Source organism: Thiobacillus thiophilus (assembly GCF_055378705.1).
Map to the genome: position 1 here is coordinate 2,794,232 of NZ_AP042404.1, position 26,010 is coordinate 2,820,241.

General features: G+C 62.8%; 22 protein-coding genes. 18 read left to right on the forward strand and 4 right to left on the reverse strand.

Annotation, left to right across the window (positions count from 1 at the left end; genetic code table 11):
* Nucleotide 1: 1 nt before the first annotated feature.
* Nucleotides 2–1,246, reverse strand: a complete 1,245-nt coding sequence (locus tag ACZ41T_RS14010; protein WP_464921986.1) for a dicarboxylate/amino acid:cation symporter — start codon at nucleotides 1,244–1,246, stop codon at nucleotides 2–4.
* 153 nt (nucleotides 1,247–1,399) lie between these two features.
* Between ACZ41T_RS14010 and ACZ41T_RS14015 the strand changes: the two genes are divergently transcribed.
* From ACZ41T_RS14015 to ACZ41T_RS14025, 3 genes are all read left to right on the forward strand, one after another.
* A complete protein-coding gene (locus ACZ41T_RS14015) occupies nucleotides 1,400–2,563 on the forward strand; it encodes a D-alanyl-D-alanine carboxypeptidase family protein (RefSeq protein WP_464921987.1) in 1,164 nt (387 codons plus the stop codon).
* A gap of 162 nt (nucleotides 2,564–2,725) precedes the next feature.
* On the forward strand, nucleotides 2,726–4,162 hold the full coding sequence (locus ACZ41T_RS14020; protein WP_464921988.1) for an AsmA family protein: 1,437 nt from the start codon (nucleotides 2,726–2,728) through the stop codon (nucleotides 4,160–4,162).
* Between the two features lie 249 nt (nucleotides 4,163–4,411).
* Complete coding sequence (locus ACZ41T_RS14025) at nucleotides 4,412–7,927, forward strand: hypothetical protein (protein ID WP_464921989.1); 3,516 nt, start codon at nucleotides 4,412–4,414, stop codon at nucleotides 7,925–7,927.
* Between the two features lie 144 nt (nucleotides 7,928–8,071).
* Here ACZ41T_RS14025 and ACZ41T_RS14030 read toward each other — a convergent pair whose 3' ends face one another.
* Complete coding sequence (locus ACZ41T_RS14030; protein WP_464921990.1) at nucleotides 8,072–9,403, reverse strand: ATP-binding protein; 1,332 nt, start codon at nucleotides 9,401–9,403, stop codon at nucleotides 8,072–8,074.
* Nucleotides 9,400–10,119, reverse strand: a complete 720-nt coding sequence (locus ACZ41T_RS14035) for a response regulator (RefSeq protein ID WP_464921991.1) — start codon at nucleotides 10,117–10,119, stop codon at nucleotides 9,400–9,402. The genes ACZ41T_RS14030 and ACZ41T_RS14035 overlap by 4 nt, the downstream gene beginning before the upstream one ends.
* A 303-nt stretch (nucleotides 10,120–10,422) precedes the next feature.
* Here ACZ41T_RS14035 and ACZ41T_RS14040 point away from each other — a divergent pair, with 303 nt between their 5' ends.
* Genes ACZ41T_RS14040 through ACZ41T_RS14085 form a run of 10 tightly spaced genes read left to right on the forward strand, consistent with a single transcriptional unit; the run spans nucleotide 10,423 to nucleotide 19,569 of the window.
* Entirely contained in the window at nucleotides 10,423–11,151 is a 729-nt protein-coding gene (locus ACZ41T_RS14040) for a hypothetical protein (protein WP_464921992.1), read from the forward strand.
* Nucleotides 11,148–12,659 (forward strand): TolC family protein, encoded by a 1,512-nt coding sequence (locus ACZ41T_RS14045; protein ID WP_464921993.1) that lies wholly within the window; start codon nucleotides 11,148–11,150, stop codon nucleotides 12,657–12,659. Before ACZ41T_RS14040 ends, ACZ41T_RS14045 begins: the two co-directional genes overlap by 4 nt.
* The gene (locus tag ACZ41T_RS14050) at nucleotides 12,656–13,657 is read left to right on the forward strand and encodes an HlyD family secretion protein (RefSeq protein WP_464921314.1); all 1,002 of its coding nucleotides are present in this window, start codon (nucleotides 12,656–12,658) and stop codon (nucleotides 13,655–13,657) included. The genes ACZ41T_RS14045 and ACZ41T_RS14050 overlap by 4 nt, the downstream gene beginning before the upstream one ends.
* Nucleotides 13,654–14,514 carry an HD-GYP domain-containing protein gene (locus ACZ41T_RS14055; RefSeq protein WP_464921994.1) on the forward strand — a complete coding sequence of 287 codons (861 nt, stop codon included), beginning with the start codon at nucleotides 13,654–13,656 and terminating at the stop codon, nucleotides 14,512–14,514. The genes ACZ41T_RS14050 and ACZ41T_RS14055 overlap by 4 nt, the downstream gene beginning before the upstream one ends.
* On the forward strand, nucleotides 14,511–15,449 hold the full coding sequence (locus ACZ41T_RS14060; protein ID WP_464921312.1) for an ABC transporter ATP-binding protein: 939 nt from the start codon (nucleotides 14,511–14,513) through the stop codon (nucleotides 15,447–15,449). Before ACZ41T_RS14055 ends, ACZ41T_RS14060 begins: the two co-directional genes overlap by 4 nt.
* Nucleotides 15,446–16,405: an ABC transporter ATP-binding protein gene (locus ACZ41T_RS14065; RefSeq protein WP_464921311.1), complete on the forward strand. Its 960-nt coding sequence runs from the start codon at nucleotides 15,446–15,448 to the stop codon at nucleotides 16,403–16,405. Before ACZ41T_RS14060 ends, ACZ41T_RS14065 begins: the two co-directional genes overlap by 4 nt.
* Nucleotides 16,402–17,526 carry an ABC transporter permease gene (locus ACZ41T_RS14070; protein ID WP_464921310.1) on the forward strand — a complete coding sequence of 375 codons (1,125 nt, stop codon included), beginning with the start codon at nucleotides 16,402–16,404 and terminating at the stop codon, nucleotides 17,524–17,526. Before ACZ41T_RS14065 ends, ACZ41T_RS14070 begins: the two co-directional genes overlap by 4 nt.
* A gap of 10 nt (nucleotides 17,527–17,536) precedes the next feature.
* Nucleotides 17,537–18,664 carry an ABC transporter permease gene (locus ACZ41T_RS14075; RefSeq protein ID WP_464921309.1) on the forward strand — a complete coding sequence of 376 codons (1,128 nt, stop codon included), beginning with the start codon at nucleotides 17,537–17,539 and terminating at the stop codon, nucleotides 18,662–18,664.
* Between the two features lies 1 nt (nucleotide 18,665).
* Nucleotides 18,666–19,118 (forward strand): cytochrome c, encoded by a 453-nt coding sequence (locus ACZ41T_RS14080; RefSeq protein WP_464921995.1) that lies wholly within the window; start codon nucleotides 18,666–18,668, stop codon nucleotides 19,116–19,118.
* A gap of 34 nt (nucleotides 19,119–19,152) precedes the next feature.
* Nucleotides 19,153–19,569 (forward strand): hypothetical protein, encoded by a 417-nt coding sequence (locus ACZ41T_RS14085; RefSeq protein ID WP_464921996.1) that lies wholly within the window; start codon nucleotides 19,153–19,155, stop codon nucleotides 19,567–19,569.
* Nucleotides 19,570–19,737: 168 nt separating this feature from the next.
* Here the strand turns inward: ACZ41T_RS14085 and ACZ41T_RS14090 are convergent, their stop codons facing one another.
* Nucleotides 19,738–19,914 (reverse strand): hypothetical protein, encoded by a 177-nt coding sequence (locus ACZ41T_RS14090; RefSeq protein WP_464921997.1) that lies wholly within the window; start codon nucleotides 19,912–19,914, stop codon nucleotides 19,738–19,740.
* A gap of 71 nt (nucleotides 19,915–19,985) precedes the next feature.
* Here ACZ41T_RS14090 and ACZ41T_RS14095 point away from each other — a divergent pair, with 71 nt between their 5' ends.
* From ACZ41T_RS14095 to ACZ41T_RS14115, 5 genes are all read left to right on the forward strand, one after another.
* Nucleotides 19,986–21,389 carry an MBL fold metallo-hydrolase RNA specificity domain-containing protein gene (locus tag ACZ41T_RS14095; RefSeq protein ID WP_464921998.1) on the forward strand — a complete coding sequence of 468 codons (1,404 nt, stop codon included), beginning with the start codon at nucleotides 19,986–19,988 and terminating at the stop codon, nucleotides 21,387–21,389.
* A 54-nt stretch (nucleotides 21,390–21,443) separates the two neighbouring features.
* The gene (locus ACZ41T_RS14100; protein ID WP_464921999.1) at nucleotides 21,444–21,866 is read left to right on the forward strand and encodes a hypothetical protein; all 423 of its coding nucleotides are present in this window, start codon (nucleotides 21,444–21,446) and stop codon (nucleotides 21,864–21,866) included.
* A 23-nt stretch (nucleotides 21,867–21,889) separates the two neighbouring features.
* Entirely contained in the window at nucleotides 21,890–22,753 is an 864-nt protein-coding gene (locus ACZ41T_RS14105) for an LOG family protein (protein ID WP_464922000.1), read from the forward strand.
* Nucleotides 22,754–22,781: 28 nt separating this feature from the next.
* A complete protein-coding gene (locus ACZ41T_RS14110; protein ID WP_464922001.1) occupies nucleotides 22,782–23,825 on the forward strand; it encodes a S1C family serine protease in 1,044 nt (347 codons plus the stop codon).
* A gap of 133 nt (nucleotides 23,826–23,958) precedes the next feature.
* Complete coding sequence (locus ACZ41T_RS14115) at nucleotides 23,959–26,007, forward strand: glycogen debranching protein (RefSeq protein ID WP_464922002.1); 2,049 nt, start codon at nucleotides 23,959–23,961, stop codon at nucleotides 26,005–26,007.
* Nucleotides 26,008–26,010: the final 3 nt, after the last annotated feature.

Sequence of the window (26,010 nt, forward strand, 5' to 3'; positions counted from 1 at the left end):
TTCAGGCAGCCGGGTGGGGGGGAAGGGCGTGGCGGGTGGCGGCCTCGACCGAGCCCGCTTCCGGGTCGTCGAACACGGCCTGGTCGAGCGCGTTTTCGCTCCTGGCGACGATGCAGCTCACCGCGCAGTCGCCGGTGACGTTGACCGTGGTGCGCATCATGTCGAGCAGGCGGTCGACACCGATGATGAGCGCGATGCCCTCGACCGGCAGGCCGACCTGGCCGAGTACCATGGTCAGCGTTACCAGCCCGACACCCGGCACCGCCGCGGTACCGACCGAGGCCAGCGTGGCGGTCAGCACCACCAGCAGGTAGTCGGTGAGCGACAGGTCGATGCCGTAGACGTTGGCGATGAATACCGTGGCCACGCCCTGCATCATGGCGGTGCCGTCCATGTTGATGGTGGCGCCCAGCGGCACGGTGAACGAGGCGACGCTGTTCTTCACCCCCATCTTGTTTTCCACCGTGTGCAGGGTGACCGGGATGGTGGCACCGGAACTGGCGGTGGAAAACGCGAATGCCGCCGGGTCGCGCATTTTTTTCAGGAAGGCGAGCGGGTTGAGCGAGGCCAAGAGGCGCAGCAGCAGCGGGTAGGTGCCGAACAGCTGGATTGCCAGCGCGGCGGTCAGCGCGAACACGCCGTAGGGTGCGAGCCGCATGATCCATTCGACCATGTGCATGATGACCGCATTGAGGTCGGTGAACAGGTTGAGCACGTGCTTGCCGCGCGCGCCCGACATCGTCACCGCGATGCCGAACAGCAGCGCGAACACGATGACCTGCAGCATGTTGCCGTCGGCCATCGCCGCCACCGGATTGGTCGGCACCATGTCGATCAGCACCTGCGTCAGCGGCGGCGCCGCCTTGCCGGAAAAGCCGGCGCCGGTTTCCCCGGCATCGAATCCCTTCCCGGGGTCGAGCAGGCCGGCCAGCGAAAGGGCAATCGTCACCGCGATCGCGGTGGTCGCCAGGTACAGCCCCAGCGCCTTGGCGCCGATGCGGCCCAGTGCCTTCAGGTCCGACAGGGCGGTGACGCCCACCACCAGCGAGACGAACACCAGCGGCACCACCATCATCTTCAGCGCCGCCACAAACACCGAGCCGACCACGTGCAGCAGGCCGTCGACCACAAAAATCCGCATCCAGGGCGCCGTGCCGAGCAGGTTCAGCGCAACGCCCAGCGCGATGCCCGCGAGCATCGCAAGGACGATCTGGCGGGTGAGGCGGTGGGATTCGGGTGCGGCCATGGGGGTCGGTGCAGGCGTCGACAAGGCGCAAGTTTAACAGGGCGCTGTCGCCAGGCTGTTGCACGACGGGCAGGCGATGTTATCCTGAACCTGCATGCAATTGTGCATGTCTGCAAGCTTCCAATGCCCGTTTCCTCACTTAGCGACAAACCCATGACGACCCCGTACTTTTCGCAGCGACTCGTATTGCTTTTCAGCCTGTTGATGGCGTCCGCCGCCTGGAGCGCCGACATCGTCCCGCCACCGCCGCAACTGGCGGCTAAATCCTGGGTGCTGATGGACGCGGCCAGTGGCAGCGTGCTGGTCGACCACCAGGGCAATACGCACCTGCCCCCCGCCAGTCTGACCAAACTGATGACCGCGCACGTCGCGGCACTGGAACTCCAGCGTGGCCGCATCAAGGAGAATGACCTCGTCACCATCAGCGAAAAGGCCTGGCGCATGGGTGGCTCGAAAATGTTCGTCAAGGTCGGCAACCAGGTTGCGGTGAGCGACCTGTTGCGCGGCATCATCGTGCAGTCGGGCAACGACGCCAGCATCGCGCTGGCCGAGCATCTGGCGGGCGGCGAGGACACCTTCGCCGCGCTGATGAACCAGGAAGCGAAACGACTGGGGCTGGCCGACACTCATTTCGTCAATGCCACTGGCTGGCCGGCCGAGGGCCATTATTCGAGCGCGCTCGACATGGCCAAACTCGCGCGGGCCATCGTCATCGAGGATCCCGAACACTACGCGCTGTATGCCGAAAAGGAGTTCGTCTGGAACGGCATCAAGCAGCCGAACCGCAACCTGCTGCTGTGGCGCGACCCCACTGTAGACGGCCTCAAAACCGGCCACACCGAGGAAGCCGGTTACTGCCTGGTGGCTTCCAGCAAGCGCGACGGCCAGCGCCTGATCGCCTCTGTTTTCGGCACCGAAAGCGAAAACGCGCGGGCGACCGAAACCGCCAGGCTGCTCGCCTACGGCTTCAATTTCTTCGATAGCAAGACCTTCTTCAAGCAGGGTGAAACGGTGCAGTCCGTGGCCGTCTGGAAAGGTGCCGCGCGCACGCTCAAGGCCGGCGTCGCGGCCGACTTCGCCGCCGCACTGCCCAAGCGCACCAGCAGCGAGGTTCAGACGCGCATCGTGCTGGCCGCGGGCGAGGTGGTGGCGCCCGTCGCCGCCGGCGCGCCGCTGGGGCGCATCGAACTGGTCGGCGGCGACGGCAAGGTCGTCATGCAGGCGCCGCTGGTCGCGCTCGAAGCGGTCGAGGAAGGCGGTTTCTTCCGCCGTATGTGGGATGGCATCCGCCTGTTCTTCAAGGGCTTGTTCGGCTGACGCCAAGCGCCGCACGTGCAGCCGAAAGCGGCCCCTGGAAGCGGGCCGCTTTTTTTATGGCGCTCGCGCCTTTAAAACATACCGTGCAACCACGCTTTGGATTAAATTGTCATCAATCCGTGAAGGATTGCGGTAGATCTTGCACGTGCTTGGATCAGGCCCATGACAAAAACACTCAAAGTCATTACCTATGCCGCCGGTGCCATCATCGGACTGCTTGTCATCGTCGCGCTCGCCCTGTCACTTTTTCTGGATATCAACACCTACAAGCCCCGGATCGAAGCGGCCGCCTCGGACGCCTTGGGGATGGAAGTCAGCATTGGCGGGCGTTTGGGAATCGGCTTCTTCCCCGGCTTGCAGGTCACGCTCGAAGATCTGCATATCCGCAACCGGGGAACGGAACTCGTCACCGCCGGCAAGGCCCGGATCGGGATCGATTTTCTCGCCCTGCTCAACAATAGTGTCCGGATCGGGAAAGTCGTGCTTGAACGGCCGAGCATCACCATCGAGCGGGGCCGCGATGGCCGGTTCAACTACGAGGGAACAGGCGCGGTTCGGGGCCCCTTGCCCGGCCTGAGCCTGGCAAAAATGTCTTTCTCGGACGGCATGTTTCGCTACCTCGACCCGCAATCCGGGAAAGACTTCGAGGTCGCCGGGTGCAGCCTGGACGCGAATCGCCTGCAACTTGCAGAGAGGGATCGACCGGGCATCATGAAGTCCCTTTCCCTCTCGGCGGAAATCGTCTGCGATACGGTGCGGACCAAGGAGCACGCCGCATCCGATCTGAGATTCACGGTCGCTGGGCAGCACGGGATCTTCGATCTCAATCCGCTCACGATGCGGGCCTACGATGGGCAGGGTTCGGGAAACCTGCGGGCGGACTTTACCGGCGCCGTTCCCCGCTACCACCTCAGCTATACCCTTTCGCAGTTCCACGTCGATGCATTCCTCAAGCCCCTGTCGCCGAAAAATGTCCCGGAAGGGTCGGCGGATTTCACTGCAAACCTGTCGATGCAGGGCAAGACCGTGAAAGACATGAAGCAGACCCTGCAAGGCCAGGTCTCGCTGCGCGGCAAGAATCTCATCCTCAATGGACGCGATCTCGATCGGGCGTTCGCCCGCTTCGAGTCCACCCAGACCTTCAACCTCGTCGACGTGGGTGCCTTCTTCTTTGCCGGCCCCGTCGGCCTCGTGGTCACCAAGGGCTACAGCTTTTCGAGCATCCTGCAAGGATCGGAGGGCCGCAGCGAGATCCGGACCCTCGTCTCCGACTGGGAAGTCGAGCGAGGCGTTGCGCTGTCGCGGGATGTGGCCATCGCGACGGCCAAGAACCGGGTCGCCCTCCAGGGTGGGCTCGATTTCGTCAACGAGCGCTTCGACGACGTGACCGTGGCCTTGATCGACGACAAGGGCTGTATCCGGGCACAGCAAACCATCCATGGCGCCTTCAACAACCCGGTGGTAGAAAATCCGAGCACACTCAAGGCGCTTACCGGACCCGTGGTCAAGCTGCTCAAGCAGGTGGGAAGCCTATTTCCGGGTGGAGAGTGCGAGGTGTTCTACGCGGGCTCGGTCGTGCCGCCGAAACAAGAGCGGTAGGGGTTTGTTCGGCTGACGCATGCGAGCGCCATAAACCGGTTTGTCAAAGGCGGCCACCGGAAAAGTGGCCGTTTTTTCGGGGCGTGCTTGTCGAGTCCTCTGCAATCGGGCGCTTTGGCGCCTGCCTGGGCTCGCGATGCGATCGTCGATGGCCCTGCATTGCCCTGAGCGTTTATCATAGGGGGTTCAACTGATGGCGCCTGGCCAGATTGCGCCCGCGATTGCGGGCGCCGTATTTAGGGAACACGTATGAACAGAACCGACATTTCGGGCCCGATCCCGGCGAGTGACGCGCAGCGCCAGCAGGACAACCTGCGCCTGTACATCAACCTCAAGCTGGCCTCATCCGGTCAGCCGTTCGTGCATGGGCAGGAAAGCGACGGCTTCATGGACGTGGCACACGACCTGCTGATGGCCTACCGCGCCAAGAACTGGCTGCTTTCGGGCTACCTGTGCCCGCCCGACCGGCGCATCCAGGACTTTCTCGAACGCTACCTGGCCGGGGTGGACGAGATGCCGCATCTGCCGGGACAGAGCTTCATCCTCGACCACCAGGGGCTGGCGCGCGAGCTGTCGCTGGCGGCCGATGCGGACGAGTTCCGCTCGGAAATCGTTTCCAGCTACCGGGTGCGTCAAGGCGTGCTGCACAATCCGGCGAGCGATCGCCGCACCACCAAGGGCCTGTTTCATATCAGCGAAGGTGGCCTGCCGATTCCCGGCGACAAGAAGGCGGTGCCGCGCGAAGTGTTCGCGCGCATGCTCAAGCATGCCTTCAATCCCCCCGCCGAACTGCTGACGCTGCCCTATGCCGTCAACCAGCCCGAATCCGCGCGCATGTTCGTCTCGCTGCTGCTGCGCCCGGTGATCTGCCCGGAGATTCCCGGCGTGGCCCCGGAGAAAAGCATGGAAATCCGCTTTTTCGCGCCCGGCAACCTGGTCGGCAATCTGGATTTCGTCGAGAGCATCTTCGGCAACGGCGGCAATCCCTATCTGCCGGAGCACGACGCCGCACTCGACGTGGAACACTGGAGCGGGCACACCGGCTGCGTGGTGCTCGCCCCGCATCTGGTCACGCTGACCAAGCGCGAATTGGGCCTGCCGCACCGGGATGACGCGACCGAGCGCCAGCGCCGCGAGGGCATGTGCTGGAAGGATCCCGACGAGCGCTACAATGACGGCCAGGCGTTCAAGCTCACCGCGCGCGACGCCAGCGGCGTGATGGTCACCCTCCTCGCCGACAATTACTTCGGCTACTGCAAGAAAGAGGTCAAGACCCAGATCAGCTTCGCCGCCAACCTCTACGGCCTGGCCGAGGAGGAGCATGCCGGCGGCGCCCTGCTGTTCCAGTGCCGCAACCACGGCGAGGAATACGGCGTCGACAGCCGGGCGCGCGAGCCGGGCTATTCGTTCCCGGATTTGCTGGCGCGCTACGGCGAGTGCATGCGGCTGATGCCGGAGGGCCACGCGCTCGACGTCAACTATCCCGACATCGTCTACGTTCCGCAGGATGTGCGTTTCGACCTCAACGCGCAGAGCATCACCTGGGAACAGGAAGGCCGGACCTGCCAGATCCGCCTCATGCCGGGCAAGATCTACATGCAGCCCAATGGCTACAAGGTGGAGATGCGCCAGCACCCGGGCGCGCCGTCCTGGCGCCTGGTCGGCATCGAGCCTGAAGGCACGTTCTGCCACAAGCCGTGCACGGTCTCCGGCGGCGGCAAGTCGGAAATTTCCAAGTCGCTCGAGGACGCGGTCATCTACGGCCCGCTGTTCATCGACGATCTCGACCGCGACCTGGAATGGGTGCGGCGCATCCTCGGCCACGATTACACGGCCCGATTCCGTCCCGGATTCGAGCACGAGGACCGCGACCCCACGCGCAAACCGCTCTCCATGGAACGCAGCCTCGGTTCGGTGATCAAGCTGCTGACGCCTTCGTCCAGCCATACCGACGCCTACAACGCCTGGCTCGACAGCATCCCGCCGCGCATCCTGGCGCTGGTGTTCCTGATCAAGCGCTTCCATCGCCCGGAATGGGGCGATCGCTGGGACGAGCAGCTCGCGGTCGACGTGGTGGACGGCGCGCCCGGCCATGAACTGAAGATGTTCGGCCGCCGCATCGTCGCCAGCTACCTGCGCGTGGGTTTCGATACCGACGAGCAGTGGCGCACCTTCAAGCTGCGCCAGGATTTCATTCCCGCCGAAAAGGTGCAGATGGAAGACGACATCACCGCCTCGGTGGTCGCGCCGGTGGCCTGGCTCGACGGCTGCAAGCCGGGGCTGGACCCGGCCGGCAGCGTCAAGCTGACGCACAACTGCGAGCTGCGCCTGTTCCAGCGTCCGGACGACGCGGTCATCCCGGGCTACGACAAGCAGACCGAGGCCGACATGGCCCTGCCCGGCAACTTCCTCGCCAACTTCGAACCTTTGAGCGGCGACGCGCTGGCCGCCGAAGTCGACAACGTCATGCGGCTGCATGCCTACACGCCGCCGATGCGCGACCTGCTGACCGCGGCCGCGCAGGCCGGACAGACCGTCGTGTCGTCCGCATGCCCGCGCCTGGTCGATGGCAAGCCGTCGAAGAATCCGCGCTACCTGCAGGTTCGCCCCGACATCGCCAACCCGATCCGCAAATACGCGGCGGAGATGGGCATGCGTTTCCACCGCAAGCTGGCGGCTGCGGCGCCGGTGTGCATCAGCGTCGACGCGGTGCTGTCCGGGCGGCGCAACAATCCGCCCGAGGCGGGGGTGCGCTCCCTGGCGGTGTACAACCCGATCCATTACCAGGCCCTGCCGGAACTGTTCATGGACTATATCTGTTCCCTCACCGGCAAGTCGCCCTCGACCACCGGCGCGGGCTCGGAAGGCGCGCTCACCAAGGGGCCGTTCAACGCGCTGCACCCCACGGCCGATCTCAACAACGCCCTGGTGTCGATGATCATCACCGGGCATGACGGCTTCTCCACCTCGGCCGGCCATGTCGGCGCCCAGGTGCGGGTCGATCACGACATCAGCCTGCTGGTGCCGGAAATCTGGGCGCGCCTGTATCCCGAGCAGCGCAAGGCGGCCTGGCTCATCGACCAGGGCTACATGGAAGCGCTCGACGATTTCGACTTCGACGGCAAACGGGTGCTGGCGAGCCGGCTCGGCTATCGCATCACCGAACGCTTCGTCGCCCACTTCATGGGCAAGATCTTCGACAATCCGTGCGCGGTTTTCACCGAAGCCATCCTCAAGCCGGAAACCCAGGGCCGGGCGAGCTTTGCCGACGGCGTGCACAATATCGTCGAAGCGCAGGAGCGGGTGGCAAGGCGCTATTTTGAGGATGGCAGCATCGAGGAAGCCTGCCCGCCGCTGAAAGCGCTGCTCGCCATCATGGCCTATGGAAACTACCAGGGCCTGGACGTGCATGCGCCGCAGATTCGCGCCCTGTTCACCCGCGAGGCGCTGCTCGCGTCCGACTGGTACCGCCAGCGCCTGCAGGTCAAGCGCGAGCGCGACCTTGCGCTGTGGCGGCGCAACCTCGACGAACTGTCGCGCTTCCAGCAAAACCCGCACAACGCCGACGAGGCGCGGCGCCTCGACCTCGGTCCCCGCATCGCCTATGCGCAGGCGCAACTCGATGCCCTGGCGCATCCCGACGCGTGGCGCACCTTCATCGGCACCCTCGGCGCCGATCCGCTCGAACCGATCGCAGCGACGCAGCTCGATATCGGCAGTGCGCGCAGCGGCGATGCGAGCATGCCACTGTCCGCGTTGGCATAGGGAAGCGCCGATTAATTCGATAGGCTATGCCGCTGTTGGTTGTCGAAGTCATGTCTTGCCCCTCGGCTGAAGCTGCGCCTAGCCCATCTTTAAAAGGGCCGCCCTCGATGGATCTGTCCAGCCCAGACCCAAAGCCGGTCTGGGTTAATCCCTATGTGCGGCCGGGTTGAGGGGCTGTATCGCCAGCCAGGCACTGACGCCACCGCCGACGCGCGGTTTGATGGCGATTGTCCAGCCTTGTGTCTCGGCCAGTTGGCGGGCGATGGCCAAGCCCAGGCCGCTGCCGCCAGAGGCTCGATTGCGCGAGGGGTCGAGGCGGAAGAATGGCTGGAAAACAGCCTCTCGCAGATCGGCGGGGATGCCCGGTCCGCGATCTCGTACACCAATCAGGATTCCGTCGGCACAACGCCGCCGCACCAGCTCCAGGCGCCCTGGTCCGCCGTAACGCAAGGCGTTGTCCACGAAGTTGCCGAGAATACGCCTGAGCGCAAGGGGGGCGATGGTCGCATGGCAAGATGGCCCGCCAGTTCGCAGGTGCGTTTGGCCGGGCGATTGGGCCTCTGCCGACTCGATCAGTTCACTTAGCAGGGCGTCGATGTCGGTTGCTTGAGCAGGCTCGCGCTCTTGGGAGCGGGCGAGTTCCAATTGTGCGCCGATGAGTGTTTCCATCTCGGCGACATCGCGTTCCATGCGCGTGAGCAGAGGCGAGGTGTGTTCCTCGGCGAGCATCCCCAAGGCCATCTTCATCCGGGCAAGGGGGCTCCTCAAGTCGTGCGAGACGCCGGCCAGCAGGGTGCTCTGGTTTTCGCGCCGCGCTGCAAGTTGAGCCGCTGTCTGGTTGAAAATCCGGGCCAGATCGGCCAGTTCATGCTCGCCCGATTCCCGCAGCCGTGGCGGGTGTTCGCCGCTGCCGATCAGGCGTGCAGCTTCGGCCAGGCGTGCCACCGGCGCGGTGATCCGGCGCGCGAGCAGCCAGGCAGTGATCAGGGTGACCAGCAGGCCGGCCGCGACAGTCCAGGCCAGGGCAAAGGAGGGGCGCGGCACGAGCAGATCCTTGGCGAAGCTGAAACGCAACACGTGGTGGGCCATGGGGATGTCCACATGAAAGCGCCCATCCGCAGCTTCGGCCACGTGCAGGGCGGTTCCGGAATCGAGGCGGGAGGCGAGCGAGGTGCGCAGGAAGTTGACGTAGGGGAGGTGCCTGGCATCCTTGCCCAAAGGCGCGCCTGCCTCCGTCAGGCCAATGTCGTGACTGAACTTCAGTTCATCCTCGAAAGCGGGACGCGTCGTGGCGGGCAGTTCCACCCAGGTACGCGCGGACAGCACCAGCAGGGCGGCCAGATCGTCGGCCGAGCGTTGTGCGAGCGGCCTGGTGATATACAAGAAGATCGCCGTGCCCGAGGCGATCTGGAATACGAGCAGGCCTGCCGCAATGGTGAGCACCGTGCGACGAAACAGCGAACCGCGCAGTTTCACGTCGCGGCCTCGCCGCGCGGCGAGAACAGATAACCTTCGCCCCAGACGGTGCGCAGGTAGATCGGCGTTTCGGGATTGGGCTCGATCTTGCGGCGCAGACGGGTCACCCGGACATCGACGCTGCGGTCAAAGGGTGAACGTTCGTAGCCTTTGACCAGGGTGATGAGGTGGTCGCGCGTCAGCACCTGATTGGGATGTTCGAGAAAAATGCGTAACAAGGTGAACTCTCCAGACGTCATGGGGACTTCACTGCCTTCGTGCGTCAGGACATGGGTGGCGAGGTCGAGACGGAACGGGCCAAAGACAAGTGCGCCGGTCTCTTTGGACGCGGACGCATTGCCGCCACCGCGTCGCAGCACCGCACGCACGCGGGCGAGCAGTTCCCGCGGGCCGAACGGCTTGGCCAGATAGTCGTCGGCACCGATTTCCAGGCCCACCACCCGGTCCACCTCCTCGCCCCGTGCCGAGACGATGATGACCGGGGGGCCACCATCGGCGCGCAGCCATTTGAGCAGGCTCAAGCCGTCCTCCCCCGGCAGCATCAGGTCGAGCACCACCAGGTCGGCAGCGTGGCGCGCCATGCTGGCCCGGAAGGCGACACCGTCGCCCACGCCTTCCACCAGGTATCCGCTTGCAGTGAGATAAGACGTGACCAATTCGCGCAGTGCCGTGTCGTCGTCCACGACCAGGATACGTTGCGTTGCCTCTCCACCCATTCAGCTTGACTCCGTCCCATCCGGAATGTGGGAGCACAGCCGCTATTTTACCGGCTGCTGCGCCGCGGATGACCCATGAAACAACTTGCAACAACCTGTAGCGGTTGTGAAAGAACCAGGAAACGTCTGGCCAGGATACTTCGTCCACTGCCAGCGGAATCGAAGCCCTCGTGCTCCACTCCCCGTACATGCAGCAAGACATCGCGCAATGCCGCGCGATGGGTCGGAAAGCCGCCAATCCCGGCAGGCGGCGCCCGCAGATCGGGTCGTGACACCAGTCCGGGATGAAACTGGAGGTTGATCATGAATATGGGTGACACAAGCAAGTTTAATCAAGCGCATTTGGCGCAATGGATGGAAACCAGCCGTCATTACCTTTTTTCCGAGGAGGAGAAGCGGGTGGGGTTGGCAATGTCTTCCGGCGTCGCGTCCAATCAGCCCGTGATCGGGCAGTGCAAGCAGGATGGTGCGGATCTGGTGGAACATGATGCCGATCCGGCTGAGAAAGCGCTGCTTCAGTTGCGTCTGGATACTCATGGTGCACGGGTCCACTTCATTTCTCGGGTGCGTGGGAAGTTGTTGCGCCGTGTGAAACGTACGGCGCAGTGGAACTCAAACCCGCTGCAGGAACTGGAGCATGTGTTCTTTTCTCATGTTTCATTCATCGCGCGCAACCCTGAGCTTGCCAGGCGCATGCTGGATTGGTTGCTGTTGCGCGGCGATATCCGCATCCAGCGGCGCGTCCAGGGAGTCGTTGATTGCTACGCATCACGCCTGGCCCGGATAATCGAACGCGCCAGGCGCCAGGATTTCATCAGAGCCGACATCAGCCCCCATTTCGCCGCGAATTTTTTCGTCAGCCTGATTCAGGGGTTGATGCTCGGAAAAGATGCGGGTCTATCCGCGCGCGGTGAAATATTCAGGAAGGCGGCATATGCCTTTGCGCTTTATCGAGACTGGGTGACCGCGCCGGCACAGGGAATAAAACCGGTCTGCCTTTATCCCGCCTATTTCGGATGGAATCGGACATGAAGCCTCTGTCGCGGTTGTTGACCGCGTTCTTTCTTGCCTCTGGGGCAACGACCTGCGCTGCCGAGCCCCTCTTTCTGTGGGACGCAATGGCGCGGGCCGCCCAGGCCAACCCGGCGCTTCGCAGCCAGCAGGTCGAGGTCGAGAGGCAAACCCTGGAGCAGGACATCGCCCGCAGCCAGCATCTGCCCAAGGTCGACCTGAACGCGGATTACACCCACTATGCCTACCCCACCTTCGTTACGCCAATCCGCGATACGAACGTTTTCCCGCCGATGGACAAGGATATTGCCAATATCGGCCTGGCCTTATCCTTGCCGCTCTACAGCGGCGGCAAGCTGGTCGCCGGCGAAGCGCTGGCCGCGCACAACCGGGAGGCGTCGGCCCAGGTGCTGCGCGCCGGCGGGCAGGATTTGCTGTTCAATGTCGTCGCCACCTACACCAAGGCCTTGCATTTCCGGGAGCTCGACAAGGTGTTGGATGCACGCATCAAGGCGCTGCAGCAGGAGGAAAAAGATACTGAACTGCGCATCAAGCAGGGGCGCGCGGCGCGGCTCGAATTGATCCGCCTCAGGACCCAGTTGTCCCAGGCGCGCTATGACAAGGTGTCCGTTACGCAGGGTGAGAAGGATGCCTTGTCGCTGCTGACATCACTCCTGGGAGAAAGCGGCCCGGCCCCGATCCTGGCCGATCTGAACAAGACCTCCCCTTCCTTGCCGGTTTCGATCGAAGAGGCGAAGAACCAGGCTTTGCTGCGTCGTCCGGACATGCTCGGGCTGGTCGCCACCGGCAAGGCGGCACAGGAAAAAACCGCCATCGCCCGCGGCGAGCGGCTGCCGCAAATCGATCTGGTCGCCAAGGCGCAGGAAAGCACCGGCGGCGACTGGGAAGGCTACGACGACTGGCAGATGGGCGTGCAGCTTTCCCTGCCCGTGTTCGACGGCGGCATCCGCAAGCGCCGGGTGGAACAGGCGGGTCTCGAACAGCGGCAAAATGCCTTGCAGCAGGAGGACACCCGCAACCGCATCGCCAGCGAGATCGAACAGGCGTTCGGCGCCCTGTCCGAATCCCGCGCCCGGCTGGAAGCGGCCACCCAGGGCGAAACCGAAGCCAGCGAAGCGCTGCGCATCGAAACCCTGCGCTACCACAGCGGAGAGAACACCATCACCGACCTGCTCGCCGCCGAATCCGCCCTCTGGGACGCCACCGCGAGCCGCCTCCAGGCGGGATACGACATCACCGTGAGCCAGGCGCAGTTGCTACGCGTCACCGGCAAGCTCGCTACCGACAGCTTCAACCCCACGCTGTCGGACAGTAAAAGCGCCGCAGGCCTTCCCGCGTCCGGCAGTGCCCAATACGGCCTTGCGTACTATCTTGCATGGCACCGTTGGGGAGTGGGCAGCGGTAACGAACCCGTCGCACAGGACAGCGCAGCAAGCACATTTCACAATTCTGGTCTTGCCGGCGAAAGCCCTTCAGGGCATCTCGTCAAGCAAGGAGCAAAACTATGAATAAAAAGATCGTAATCGTCGGTATTCTCGCCGCAGGCATCGGTGCCGCCGTGCTGTGGAAGCTTGCGCCCTGGGTAACACCGGATGACAACACGGTATTCGCTTCGGGCACGATGGATGCCACCGAAATCGCGGTCTCCTTCCGCATCCCCGGCATCCTTCACAGCCGGCCGGTCGAGGAAGGCAGCCGCGTCAAGGCGGGCGATCTGCTGGCCGCGCTCGACGAGCGCGAGTCCATCGCCCGGCTGCAGCAGGCGGAAGCTGCGCAGCAGGCCGCCGAGGCGCACCTCAAGGATCTGGAACAGGGCTATCGCCCGCAGGAAATCGCCGAAGCCCGCGCCCAGGTCGAGCAGGCCCGCGCCGACCGGGCCAATCTGGAAGAAGAAGCCAGACGTTCCGAAGCGCTCTTCCTTGGCGGCGCCGTCAGCCAGCAGCGGCGCGACAAGGACCGCACCGCCGCCGCCGTATCGGCCCAGCAGCTAAGTGCGGCGCAGGAACGATTGAAACTGCTGCAAAGCGGCTATCGCCCCGAGACCATCAACGTCGCGCGGGCGCAACGCGACGAAGCGCTGGCCGCTGTCGAGGCCGCCCGTGTCGCGTGGGAGGATTTGCTGGTCAAAAGTCCGGTGGAGGGCGTGATCACCCGCACCCATGCGGAAGTGGGCGAGACCCTCGGAGCGGGGCGTCCGGTGGCGACGGTCACCGACATTTCCAGGCCCTGGGCACGGGTCTACGTCCCGGAAAACCAGATCGGCAAGGTACGTCTTGGCGCCGCCGCCAAGATCAAGGTCGACACCTTCCCCGACCGGGAATTCGATGGCCGCGTGAGCTACGTCTCGTCCCAGGCGGAGTTCACCCCCAAGAACGTGCAGACCCAGGAAGAACGGGTAAAGCTGGTCTTCGCGGTGAACGTGACGCTGGACAACCGCGACGGCACGCTCAAGCCCGGCATGCCGGCCGATGTCTACATCGCGAATGAGGGCGGGGTTGTACAGTGATCCCTTCAGTCGGCTTCGATCATGACAGGCAGATGCTGCAGCGTCTGCAACGGCGTGACCGCTACGCGTTGCTGTTCTACTTGATTTCGGGCGCAACGATTATGGTGGCGGGCGAGGCAGCGGCCTTTTATCTGGGCATCGCCGATCGCTATGGATTCATCCCCCTGTTGCTGCGCGGCATTATTTACCTGCTGCTGACCATGGCGTTGTGGGCAGCCTTGCTGCGCGTCAACCGGCGCCTGGTAACCGGGCTGATGAACGAAAAGCGGCAGGGCTATGAATCGATTCTGCTCGCCTACGATAGCGCGCTCTCGCTCAAGGACACCTATACAGGCGGTCACGGACGCAGGGTGGCGCATTACACCCGCTTGATTGCCGGGGCCATGGGCTTGCCGGAAGCCGAGGTGGATTCGATCGGCCAGGCAGCGCTGCTGCACGACCTGGGCAAGATCGGGATCCCCGACCGCATCCTGACCAAACCGGAGCGTCTCACCCGTGAAGAATTCGCCGTGGTGCAGAAACATCCCGCCGCCGGTGCAGACATTCTTCGCACTATCGCCCCGCTGCGCCGCCACGCCAAGGCGGTGCGCCATCACCATGAACGCTTCGACGGCAGCGGCTACCCCGACGGGCTGCGCGGTACGGACATCCCCGTCGCGGCGCGCATTATCGCGGTGGCCGATGCTTTCGACGCCCTCGGCAGCAACCGCAGCTATCGCCGCGGCGTCAGCGCGGAGCAGGCATTGGATATCATCGCCCAGGCCGGTGGCAGCCATTTCGACCCCGAAATCGTCGCCGCGGCTGCCGGCAAGCCTCTCCACGAAGCCCTGATCGCCGCGCACGGAGAAATGCCATGAACGATATTGCCATTCAGGCCAGCGGCCTCGGACGCGCCTTCGGTGACATGTGGGCGGTGCGCGAGCTCGATCTTGAAGTGAGGCGCGGCGAAATCTTCGGCCTGGTCGGCCCGGACGGCGCCGGCAAGACCACCACCATGCGCATGCTGACCGGTATTCTCGCCGCAAGCGAAGGCAGTGCGTCCGTAGCGGAATTTTCCATCCAGGGCGACGAAGAGGCGATCAAGTCCCGCATCAGCTACATGTCGCAGCGCTTCGGCCTGTACGGCGATCTCTCGGTGGAAGAGAACCTGCGCTTTTATGCCGACCTGTACCAAGTGCCGCGGCGCGAGCGTGAGCCGCTGGAAGAGCGCCTGCTCGGCTTCTCCAACCTGACCCCGTTCAGAAAGCGCCTGGCGCGCAACCTTTCCGGCGGCATGAAACAGAAGCTGGGGCTGGCCTGCGCCCTCATCCACAAGCCCGAAATCCTGTTTCTCGACGAGCCCACCAACGGCGTCGATCCGGTATCGCGGCGCGATTTCTGGCGGATTCTCTACGCCATGCTCAAGGAGGGGGTGACGATCTTCATCTCCACCGCCTACCTCGACGAAGCGGAGCGCTGTACCCGTGTCGGCCTGATGCACCAGGGACGCCTGATCCAGTGCGACACGCCGCAGAAACTCAAGCAGGCTATCCCCGGCCTGCTGCTGGAACTGGAAACCGCACAACCCCGCGTCGCGCGGGAGGCGCTCACCGCCCAGCTGGGCGCCAATCGCGTGAGCCTGTTCGGCGGCAAGCTGCATCTCTACGCCGCAGACGAGGCGGAGGCGGAGCAGGCCCGCACCGTCTTGCGCGAGGCCGACATCCCGATCCTGGCTGAAAACACCATCATCCCGTCGCTGGAGGACGTGTTCATCTACCAGCTGACGCGAAACGACGAGGAGACGACGGCATGAGCACAGACCCGGCCGTGGAAGTACGCGACCTGACCCGGTTGTTCGGTGATTTCGTCGCCGTCGACCGCATCTCGCTCACCGTGGAAAAGGGTCAGGTGTTCGGCTTTCTCGGCCCCAACGGCGCCGGCAAATCCACCACCATCCGCATGCTGTGCGGCCTGCTGTTGCCCAGTTCAGGCGAGGGTCGGGTGGCAGGCTTCGATGTCATGACCGAGTCCGAAACCATCAAGCGCCACATCGGCTACATGTCGCAGAAGTTTTCTCTCTACGACGACCTCAGCGTGGAGGAGAACATCGACTTCTACACCGGCATCTACAACGTGCCCAGGGACAAACGCAAGGCGCGCAAGGACTGGGTGCTGGAGATGGCGGGGCTGACCGGCAAGCAAAGCAACCTGACCGGTTCGCTGGCCGGCGGCTGGAAACAGCGTCTGGCCCTGGGCTGCGCGGTACTGCACGAACCGCAGATCCTGTTTCTCGACGAGCCGACCTCGGGCGTGGATCCGCTCTCGCGGCGCCGGTTCTGGGACCTGATCGCGCAGATGTCGCACCGTGGCACCACCGTGTTCGTTACCACCCACTACATGGAGGAGGCCGAATACTGCGACGAACTGGCGCTGATATACCACGGCAAGATGATCGCCAAGGGTAAACCTGCCGAGCTCAAGACCCTGATCCCCGAGGACATTCTTGAAATTCGCGTCGAACGTCCGTTCGAGGCGCTGGAACAGCTGGAAGGCTCCGGCCTGGTGCAGGGGGTCGCGCTGTTCGGCGGCGCTCTGCACGCCGTGGTCGACGATGCTGCCAAGGCAAGCGCAGCGATTCGCGATTTTCTTGCGGAACAAGGCCTTGCCGTGGAAGAAATCACCCCGGTTGTTCCTTCGATGGAAGACGTGTTCGTCTCCCTGATCGAACTCGAGGACCGCCAGCGCGGAGAAGAAGAGGAGAAATCATGAAAAAGCCCGTTTTCTCCTGGATCCGGTTGTGGGCGCTGGTGAAAAAGGAATTCATCCACATCATCCGCGACCCGCGTTCGCTGGCGATGGCCTTCCTGATGCCGCTGATCCTGCTGATCCTGTTCGGCTACGCCATCACCATGGACATCAAGACACTCAACCTTGTCGTCTACGATCAGGACAAGAGTGCTGCCAGCCGCCATTACGTGGAAGGGTTTCCGGCTTCCAGCTATTTCGACGTGGTCGCGGACGTGGAAAATTACACCGATGCGCGCGCGCTGATCGACCAGGGCCGCGCTCACCTGGCGCTGGTGATCCCGCAGCACTTTGCGCGCGACCTGGAGCAGGAGCGGACCACACAAGTACAATTGCTTGCCGACGGCTCGGACGCCAACACCGCGACCATTGCCATGGGCTACGTCGAGGCCATCACCGACCGCTTCAGTGCGGCGCAGTTGGGCGGCAAGATCGAGCTCGCCGTGGATAACCGCCTGCGGGTCTGGTACAACGCCGAGCTGAAAAGCCGCTGGTTCATCATCCCCGGCCTGATCGCGGTGATCATGACGGTGATCACCGCCCTGCTCACCGCGCTCACCGTTTCACGCGAGTGGGAAAGCGGCACCATGGAACAGCTGATCGCCACGCCGGTGCAGCCGATCGAACTGTTCCTCGGCAAGATGGCGCCGTATTTCGTGATCGGCGTACTGGACGTGCTGTTCTCGGTGGCGATGGGGGTATGGGTATTCGACGTGCCGCTTAGAGGCAGCTTTCTGTTCCTGCTCGGCGTCACCGCGATGTTCCTGGTGGGCGGCCTGAGCCTCGGCATCATGGTTTCCACCATCGCCAAGTCGCAACTGGTGGCGAGCCAGGTGGCAATGGTGGTCACCTTTCTGCCGGCCTTCCTGCTTTCCGGATTCCTCTACTCCATCGACAACATGCCGCGCTTCCTGCAGGTGGTCACCCACGTGGTGCAGGCACGCTATTTCGTCGAAGTGCTGAAGAACATTTTTCTCAAGGCCAGCCCGCCTTCCTTCGTGGCGGGTGACCTGATTTTCCTCGGACTGTTCGCAGCGGTGGTGTTCTCCGTTGCTTTGGGCAAGTTCCGTAAAAAGCTGGCCTGACGGAGGCGTTATGTGGGAACGAATCTATCGCATGCTGGTGAAAGAGTTCATTCAGGTGCTGCGCGACCCGCGCATGAAGGCGCTGATCTTCGTCATGCCGGTGATCCAGCTGATCATGTTCGGTTATGCCGTGACCACCGACGTCGACCACATCAAGACCGCGGTGTGCGACCTCGACAAGAGCCCGCAGAGCCGCGCGCTGATCGAGCGCTTCACGGCTTCCGGTTATTTCACCGTGGTGGACAACACCGACCGGCCCGAACGGCTGGGCGAGCTACTCGACCGCAGCAAGGCGATCATCGGCATCCAGATCAACCGCGGCTTTGCCGACGACCTGATATCCGGACGTCAGGCGGTGATCCAGACCATCATCGACGGCACCGATTCGAACACCGGCACGGTGGCGATGGATTATGCCCAGCGCATCACCCAGGAGTTTTCCAAAGAACGCGCCGCGCCGATCGAACTGACCCAGCTGGCGCAGGAGCAAGCCAGTCCCATCGAACTGCGTTCGCGCGCCTGGTTCAACCCCGACCTGAAGAGCCGCTATTACAACGTCCCTGGCGTGATCGCCGTGGTGGTGCTGCTGATTTCCCTGCTGCTCACCGCGATGGCGATCGTGCGCGAGCGTGAGATCGGCACCATGGAGCAACTGATGGTGACGCCGATTCGCTCATTCGAACTGATCCTCGGCAAGACCCTGCCGTTCGTGCTGATCAGCTTCATCGACGTGCTGGTGGTTACCGCAATCGGGGTCAACTGGTTCAATGTGCCGATTCATGGCAGCCTGGGGCTGCTGCTGTTCGGCGCCGGACTGTACCTGATGTCGACCATCGGTATCGGCCTGTTCATTTCCACCATTTCGCAGACCCAGCAGCAGGCGCTGATGTCGTCGTTCTTTTTCTACCTGCCCGCGGTGCTGCTGTCCGGCTTCATGTTTCCGATCTCGAACATGCCCGAGCCGGCACAGTGGCTCACCTATCTCAACCCGCTGCGTTATTTCCTGATCATCATCCGGGACATCTTCCTCAAGGGCAGCGGCCTGGAAATCCTGTGGCCCCAGTTCGCCGCCCTGGCAGTGCTCGGCACGGTGCTGCTGCTGGTGAGTTCGCTTCGCTTCCAGAAACGGATGGTCTGAGATGAACACGCTGCGCAAGCTCGCCTATCCCTTTTTTTCTTCAGCCTGCCTGGCGCTTGCCACAAGCGGCGCGCAAGCGGCGAGTCCCGTGATCCTTCATAAAATCATGGAAGATCTGGGCAGGAACATGCAGGCCATTACCGACGGCATTTCGCGCGAGGACTGGATCCTGGTGGAAAAAAACGCTGCGCAGATTATCGACCAGCCGCAACCCCCTCTGAACGAAAAGGTAAGCCTGCTCGGCTTCATGGGCACTCAAATGTGGAAATTCAAGACCTACGAAGGTAAGAAAGTCGATGCCGCGCTGATGCTGGGCAAGGCGGCAAAAGCCAAGGATGGCCCGCGCGTCATCCTGGCATTTCAGAAACTTCAGACCAGTTGCTACAACTGCCACAGCGAATTCCGCAAGCCCTTGGTGGAGTATTTTTCCGGCAGTAAAAACGCCGTGCAGTGATCGGCATTCACCTCAACAACCCAGGAGATATTTGATGAACCCTTCTACACAACCGCGCGGCATTCGTGTCTGGGCAATTTCCCTGCTTGCGGTCGCATTCGGCCTGCTGACCCTCATGGAGGGCGGCACCATCCTGTTCGGCGGTGACGCGGCGCGCGCTGCGGCTGGAAACTATGTGCCATTCGTGCTGTGGTTCAATTTTCTGGCGGGCTTTGCCTATGTTATTGCCGGCGCCGGGCTGTGGCTGATGCAGCGCTGGGCGGTATGGCTGGCCGTTGCCATCGCCGCGGCAACGGCGTTCACCTTTGCGGCTTTCGGCGTGTATGTTTATTTCGGCGGCGCCTTCGAACCGCGCACGATGATCGCCATGACGCTGCGGACGCTGGTGTGGGTGACGATCGCGGCCATTGCCTGGCGCGGGCTGCCACGTGTAAAGCCGGCCAGACCATAAGGAAGCAAGCAATGAATTTGCATACGCGCTTCACCACTGTCCGCTGGACGTGCCTGGCATTGGCTGCCAGTGCCAGGCCGTCGCTGGCGTTGCCCGATACTGACCCGGCGCCAGCGCATACCAGATCATCCCCCATGGCGTCGACGAACTCGTCGAAGGCCACTACATTCAGACGCCGCAGGAAATGCTTGCGGACGTGCGCCGATTCGATGCCATCAATGAGCCTGAAAACCGCAGTTGACCGCTCATCGCCTTCAGGAATTCCACATGAATGCTTGCTTTAGAACCGTCGATCACGTTCACCTGTTGGGTGAGCACGCGTCCAGCTGCGGTTTCCAGGATCAAGAAAGGCAGGGGCTGCTCGATCGCCTGGCGGTGGCCCCGAATCAGACGATGAAAATAGACGGAAGGACATCATGAAAATCACTTTTTACGGCGCGGCCCGCGAGGTCACGGGTTCGTGTTATTTGATCGAGACCGGTGCAGTTCGCTTCCTGGTGGACTGCGGCATGTTTCAGGGCGGGCGCGAGGCCCCGGCGCGCAACCGCCGGCCGTTCGACTTCGACCCGCGAGCGCTCGATTTTGTGCTGCTCACGCATGCGCATATCGATCACAGCGGCCTGTTGCCGAAGCTCATGCTTGAAGGATTCACCGGTCCGATTCATGCCACCGGGGCCACCGCCGACCTGCTCGCGGTGATGCTGCCGGACAGCGGCCACATCCAGGAGGTCGAGGCTGAGCGCGCCTTGCGTAAACAAAAATCCTCCAGGCGAGCCGGGGTTGCGGCGACGCCGATCTATACCGTGCAGGACGCCATGGACTGCCTGGAACAGCTGAGTCCGCTCGTCTATGACCAGTGGATGGAGCCGCACGCCGACATCCGCTGCCGCTTTCACGACGCCGGGCACATCCTCGGCTCGGCGATTATCGAGATTCAGGTCACGGAGGGCGGCAAGACCACGACCCTGGTGTTTTCCGGCGATCTCGGCCAGCCGGGGCGGCCGATTCTGCGCGACCCGGCCGTGATCGAGGCGGCGGACGTGCTGTTCATCGAGTCGACCTACGGCAACCGCATGCACAAGGACCTGCCGGCGACCCTGGAGGAGCTTGCCCAGGTGATCGAGCGCACGCTGCGGGTCAAGCACGGCAATGTCATCATTCCTGCGTTTGCCGTCGGACGCACGCAGGAAGTCATTTATTACCTGCATCAGTTGGTACGCCAGGGGCGTCTGCGCGATCTCGATATCTTCGTGGATTCACCCATGGCCACGGCCGCAACCCGAATCACCATGCAGCATATGGCGCTGTTCGACGATGAAGCGCGGCACCTCGCCGACTGGCGCTCATCAGCGGGCAGCAGCCTGCCGAATCTGCACTTCATCGGCAGCGTGGACGAGTCCATGGCCCTCAACCAGATTCGCTCCGGGGCCATCATTATTTCCGCGAGTGGCATGTGCGATGCAGGCCGCATCAAGCATCACCTGCGTCACAACCTGGGACGCGCCGAGTGTAGCGTACTGATCACCGGCTTCCAGGCGCAGGGCACGCTCGGCCGGCGGCTGGTGGATGGCGTAAAGCGGGTGCGCATCTTCGGCCAGGACATTCCGGTGCGCGCCCCGATTCACACCCTGGGCGGTTTCTCGGCACATGCCGATCAGCGGGCGCTGCTCGACTGGGCCGGCGGTTTCCGGCGACCCCCGCGCCAGACGTTCGTGGTGCACGGGGAAGAAGCTGCGGCACTCGCGTTCGCCGAGCGCCTGCGAACCGACAACGGCTGGACGGTGACAGTGCCCGAGCCCGGCCAGAGCGTGACGTTGTAAGTACCAGCAGTGCTGTCACCAACCTTTATTAACGTGTCCGACAAGGAGAGCAACATGCAAGGCAAGAAAAATATCGCGACAGGTTTCCTGTTTCTCGCCGGTTTCATGGTTTACGGTTTTGTCCTGATCTACCTGCGTGATTTTGCACCCGGCAAGGAGGCGTGGATCGCCGACTATGCAGTGGGCAAGCATTTTGAATCGCGCCTGGCGCACGTGCACGGCAACCTGTTCGCCTTCATCAACATCGTCGTGGGCTACCTGTTGCTGCGCCTTCCCATCGGGTCGGCTTCCGCGAAAGGCATCTCGTGGCTGACGCTGGCCGGCATGCTGATGCCGCTCGGGATACTTTCCGAGGTGGTGTTCGGCCTGCCGCCGGTGCTGGTCCTCGTCGGTGGCATCTCGATGGTGGCGGCGATGATCTGGTTTGGCGTGGTGGCGACCAGGCTGCGCCTGGACGGTGGTGGAGGACGGTCATGAGTACAGAACGAGATCCTGCCGCTGTGAGCGACACGGTTGCCGATAGCGAACGCGATGCACTGGTTCGGGCAATCAACGAGAGCCCTTCCTATCGGCTTGCCTATGAAGATCCGGATTTCCTGACCAGCGACGATCTGCGGCCGGTGCGGCTGCAGCTGGAACTGTTGAAGCCCGAGCGCTACCTGCGCCAGCACAATATCCATTCCACCATCGTCGTGTTCGGCAGCGCCCGCCTGCAATCGCCGGCGCAGGCACAGGCGCAGCTGAAAGCGCTGGAACAGGGCGCCGGCGGGCAGTCCGGCGACCCGGCGCTGCAGGCAGAAATCGCACGGGCCCGCAAGCAGCTGGAATACGCGCGCTACTACGATGAAGCGCGACGTTTCGCCGATATTGTCTCGCGCCGTTTTCAGCAGCAGCAGCGCCGCGATTTCGTGGTCGTGACCGGTGGCGGGCCGGGGATCATGGAGGCGGCCAATCGCGGGGCCTACGAGGCCGGCGCGCACAGCATCGGCCTCAACATCACGCTGCCGCACGAGCAGGCGCCCAACCCGTTCATCAGCCCGGAGCTGTGTTTCCAGTTCCGCTACTTCGGCCTGCGCAAGATGCATTTTCTGTTGCGGGCCAAGGCGCTGGTGGCCTTTCCCGGCGGCTACGGCACGCTCGACGAGCTTTTCGAGACACTGACGCTGGTGCAGACGGGCAAGGTCGATCGGATGCCGATCGTTCTGGTCGGCGAGCGGTTCTGGCGGCGGGCGATCGACTTCGAATTCCTGGTGGAAGAGGGGCTGATCAGCCGACATGATCTCGATCTCTTCACGATCGTGGACATCGCGGACGATGCGGTTGCCGTGCTGCAGGATTTCTACAAGGGCGTACCGCCTGCCTAGGCATTAGGAACACAGTGAGGTAATCGACATGAGAATTCGTCTACAGGCCCTGTTGGCCGTGTTTCTTCTGGCGATATGCGGCACGGCCGCATCCGGTGAGATTGCCGATCGTTTCAGACAGGTGAGTGATGCGGTCGTCATCATCGAAACCCAGCAGACAATGCTCCTGACGGACTGCCGCGGGCTGCGGCAGACGAGTGCCGGGAACATCGGATCGGGCGTTCTGATCTCGCCCGACGGCAAGATCATGACAGCGGCACACCTGGTGCAGGCAGCGAGCGTGATCAAGGTGAAATTCAAGGGCGGACAGGTGATCGATGCGCATGTCGTCGCCTCCGCGCCCCTGGCCGACGTCGCCTTGCTTCAACTCGAGCATGTCCCGAAAAACGCCGTCGTAGCAAGGCTCGGCGACTCGAGCAGGACAAGCATCGGCGACCAGGTGTTTGTCGTGGGTGCGCCTTACGGGATCGCGCATACCCTTACGGTTGGTTATCTCAGCGCACGACACAGGCAGAGCGTGGTGATGGGCGGATTCGAGACCGGGGAGCTTTTTCAAACCGATGCGGCCGTGAATCAGGGCAATTCCGGCGGGCCCATGTTCAACATGGCGGGCGAGGTGATCGGGATCGTCAGCCACATCCTCTCGAAGTCCGGCGGTTTCGAGGGCCTGGGATTCGCGGTGACCTCGGACACGGCAAAGCAACTGCTGCTCGAGGAGCACGCCTTCTGGACCGGCTTCGAAGGGAGTGCACTCGCCGGGCCGCTGGCCGGAATTTTCAACCTGCCGCAGCCGTTCGGCGTGTTGGTTGAACAGGTTGCCGACAACTCGCCGGCGTCACGCCTCGGGCTACGCCCCGGCGCGGTGCAGGCACGCATCGGCGCACAGGAATTCCTGCTGGGCGGCGACATTATCTTGTCGGTTATGGATATTCCCCTGACGCAGAGCGATGAAACCTACCGGCAGATTCAGGCGCAACTCCGTTGCGTGGATCCCGGTGGGACGATCACCGCCAGCGTCCTTCGGATGGGCGAGGTTCTGCAACTAAGCGCTCCCTGCCTGGCAGGGCAGTGATGCGGGCTGCTGTGGTTTGTTGCAGCGCGGTTTCAACAGGCGACCGGTTAATCATGTTAATCATGATGCGATCCGGCGGTCATCAATCCACCCATGCCTGCATGGGACGGGCTGGCATGGAGCATAAGAAATCATGGATCGCTGGAGAGTAATCGAGGGCGCCCCCTTTCCTTTCGGAGCAAGCTGGGTCGAATCCGGGAAGGCGTACAATTTTTCCCTGTACTCGAAGTCCGCGACGCGGGTCATCCTGCTGCTGTATTCGGAAAATGACCCGCTCCAACCTCTTCACCGGCTCCCGCTCGACCATCTCAGGAACAAGACCGGACGCATCTGGCATTGCCGGATTCCCGCTTCCGAGATCCAGGGGGCAGCTTATTACGCCTATATCGTCGAGGGGCCGGTTGACCAGGCTTCCGGCCATCGGTTCGACCCCCAAAAAATCCTGCTGGACCCGTATTCGCCGGCGATATTCTTTCCGTCAGCCTTCAGCCGGGAAGCCGCGAGACATCCCGGTTCGAATGCCGGCAAGGCCCCGCTGGGTGTCCTCCGTGGCGATCACCCCCCGTTCGACTGGCGCGGGGACTGTCGGCCGGTCCATACCTCGGATACCGTGATTTATGAGCTGCAGGTAAAAGGGTTTACCCGGCGGGCAAACGCCGGGGTCAGCGTGGAACGGTGCGGCACTTTCGCGGGCCTGATCGACAAAATTCCCTACCTCAATGAGCTGGGTGTCACGGTCGTCGAACTGCTGCCGGTGCAGCAGTTCGATCCCCAGGAAGGTAATTACTGGGGCTACATGTCGCTCGCCTTTTTCGCCCCGCACCATGCCTACAGCAGCCGACAGGATCTGGGCGGAGTGGTCGATGAATTCAAGGAGATGGTCAGGGCCTTTCATGCGGCCGACATCGAGGTGATTCTGGATGTGGCCTACAGCCATACGACGGAAATGGACGAAACCGGGCCGACTTACAGCTTCCGGGGCATCGATAACACCTCCTACTATCTGCTTGAAGCCGACCGCAAACGCTATCGCAACGATGCGGGCACCGGGAACGTGCTTGACTGCGCCAACCGCTACGTCCGGAAGATGATCCTCGACAGCCTCCGTTACTGGGTGACCGAGATGCATGTCGACGGATTCCGCTTCGACCTGGCCTCAATCTTCACGCGGCGCAGCGACGGCTCCGTCAACCTCGATGACCCTCCGATCATCTTCGAAATCATGGCCGACCCCATCCTGGCCGACAGACGGCTCATTGCCGAGGCGTGGGATCTTTCCAGTTATCAGCTGGGCCGGAGTTTCCCGGGCATCACGTGGTCGCAGTGGAACGGGAAGTTTCGGGACGACGTGAGGTCGTTTATGCGCGGCGACGCCGGCAAGGTCAATGCCCTGATGACGCGGCTCTACGGGAGCGACGATCTTTTCCCCGACACGCTCTTCGAGGCCTGTCATGCCTACCAAAGTGTGAATTTTGTGACAGCGCACGATGGCTTCTGCCTCTATGATCTGGTGTCCTATAACGCCAAGCACAACGAGGCCAACGGCCATCGCAATACGGATGGAAGCGATTACAACCTGAGCTGGAATTGCGGCTGGGAAGGCGATGGCGATGTTCCGCCGGAGGTGCTCGCATTACGCAGGCGCCAGGTCAAGAATTTCTGCTGCCTCCTGTTTCTTGCCAACGGTACGCCGATGTTCTGCGCCGGCGATGAGTTCATGAATACCCAGCGTGGCAACAACAACCCGTACAACCAGGACAATGAAACCACTTGGCTGGACTGGGATCTGCTACAGCGCAATCGCGAGGTTTTCCGGTTTTTCAAGGGGATGATCGCGTTTCGCAAGGCCCATCCGTCGCTTGGCCGAAGCCGCTTCTGGCGTGAAGACGTGCACTGGTATGGCGTCGGTTCCGAGGTCGATCGCATGGAGGCTTCCCGCAGCCTGGCATTTTTTCTGAGCGGCGCCGCGGAATACGATCAGGATCTCTATGTCATGATCAATGCGTATGACCATGATCTCGTATTCACGCTTCAGGAGGGTCGCGCGCAGGATTGGCGGCGCGTGGTGGATACCGCGCTTCCCAGTCCGGATGACATCTGTGAACCGGGTCACGAGACTGCGCTGCCAGCGGCCCGGTACACGGTGAAGGCACGGTCGATCGTGATTCTTATGCGGCCATAGCCA

What these genes read in the sequence shown, in the direction of transcription:
- ACZ41T_RS14010 (WP_464921986.1), bottom strand. Translation starts at nt 1,246, where the DNA reads ATGGCCGCACCCGAATCCCACCGCCTCACCCGCCAGATCGTCCTTGCG.
- ACZ41T_RS14015 (WP_464921987.1), top strand. Translation starts at nt 1,400, where the DNA reads ATGACGACCCCGTACTTTTCGCAGCGACTCGTATTGCTTTTCAGCCTG.
- ACZ41T_RS14020 (WP_464921988.1), top strand. Translation starts at nt 2,726, where the DNA reads ATGACAAAAACACTCAAAGTCATTACCTATGCCGCCGGTGCCATCATC.
- ACZ41T_RS14025 (WP_464921989.1), top strand. Translation starts at nt 4,412, where the DNA reads ATGAACAGAACCGACATTTCGGGCCCGATCCCGGCGAGTGACGCGCAG.
- ACZ41T_RS14035 (WP_464921991.1), bottom strand. Translation starts at nt 10,119, where the DNA reads ATGGGTGGAGAGGCAACGCAACGTATCCTGGTCGTGGACGACGACACG.
- ACZ41T_RS14040 (WP_464921992.1), top strand. Translation starts at nt 10,423, where the DNA reads ATGAATATGGGTGACACAAGCAAGTTTAATCAAGCGCATTTGGCGCAA.
- ACZ41T_RS14045 (WP_464921993.1), top strand. Translation starts at nt 11,148, where the DNA reads ATGAAGCCTCTGTCGCGGTTGTTGACCGCGTTCTTTCTTGCCTCTGGG.
- ACZ41T_RS14050 (WP_464921314.1), top strand. Translation starts at nt 12,656, where the DNA reads ATGAATAAAAAGATCGTAATCGTCGGTATTCTCGCCGCAGGCATCGGT.
- ACZ41T_RS14060 (WP_464921312.1), top strand. Translation starts at nt 14,511, where the DNA reads ATGAACGATATTGCCATTCAGGCCAGCGGCCTCGGACGCGCCTTCGGT.
- ACZ41T_RS14065 (WP_464921311.1), top strand. Translation starts at nt 15,446, where the DNA reads ATGAGCACAGACCCGGCCGTGGAAGTACGCGACCTGACCCGGTTGTTC.
- ACZ41T_RS14070 (WP_464921310.1), top strand. Translation starts at nt 16,402, where the DNA reads ATGAAAAAGCCCGTTTTCTCCTGGATCCGGTTGTGGGCGCTGGTGAAA.
- ACZ41T_RS14075 (WP_464921309.1), top strand. Translation starts at nt 17,537, where the DNA reads ATGTGGGAACGAATCTATCGCATGCTGGTGAAAGAGTTCATTCAGGTG.
- ACZ41T_RS14080 (WP_464921995.1), top strand. Translation starts at nt 18,666, where the DNA reads ATGAACACGCTGCGCAAGCTCGCCTATCCCTTTTTTTCTTCAGCCTGC.
- ACZ41T_RS14085 (WP_464921996.1), top strand. Translation starts at nt 19,153, where the DNA reads ATGAACCCTTCTACACAACCGCGCGGCATTCGTGTCTGGGCAATTTCC.
- ACZ41T_RS14095 (WP_464921998.1), top strand. Translation starts at nt 19,986, where the DNA reads ATGAAAATCACTTTTTACGGCGCGGCCCGCGAGGTCACGGGTTCGTGT.
- ACZ41T_RS14100 (WP_464921999.1), top strand. Translation starts at nt 21,444, where the DNA reads ATGCAAGGCAAGAAAAATATCGCGACAGGTTTCCTGTTTCTCGCCGGT.
- ACZ41T_RS14110 (WP_464922001.1), top strand. Translation starts at nt 22,782, where the DNA reads ATGAGAATTCGTCTACAGGCCCTGTTGGCCGTGTTTCTTCTGGCGATA.
- ACZ41T_RS14115 (WP_464922002.1), top strand. Translation starts at nt 23,959, where the DNA reads ATGGATCGCTGGAGAGTAATCGAGGGCGCCCCCTTTCCTTTCGGAGCA.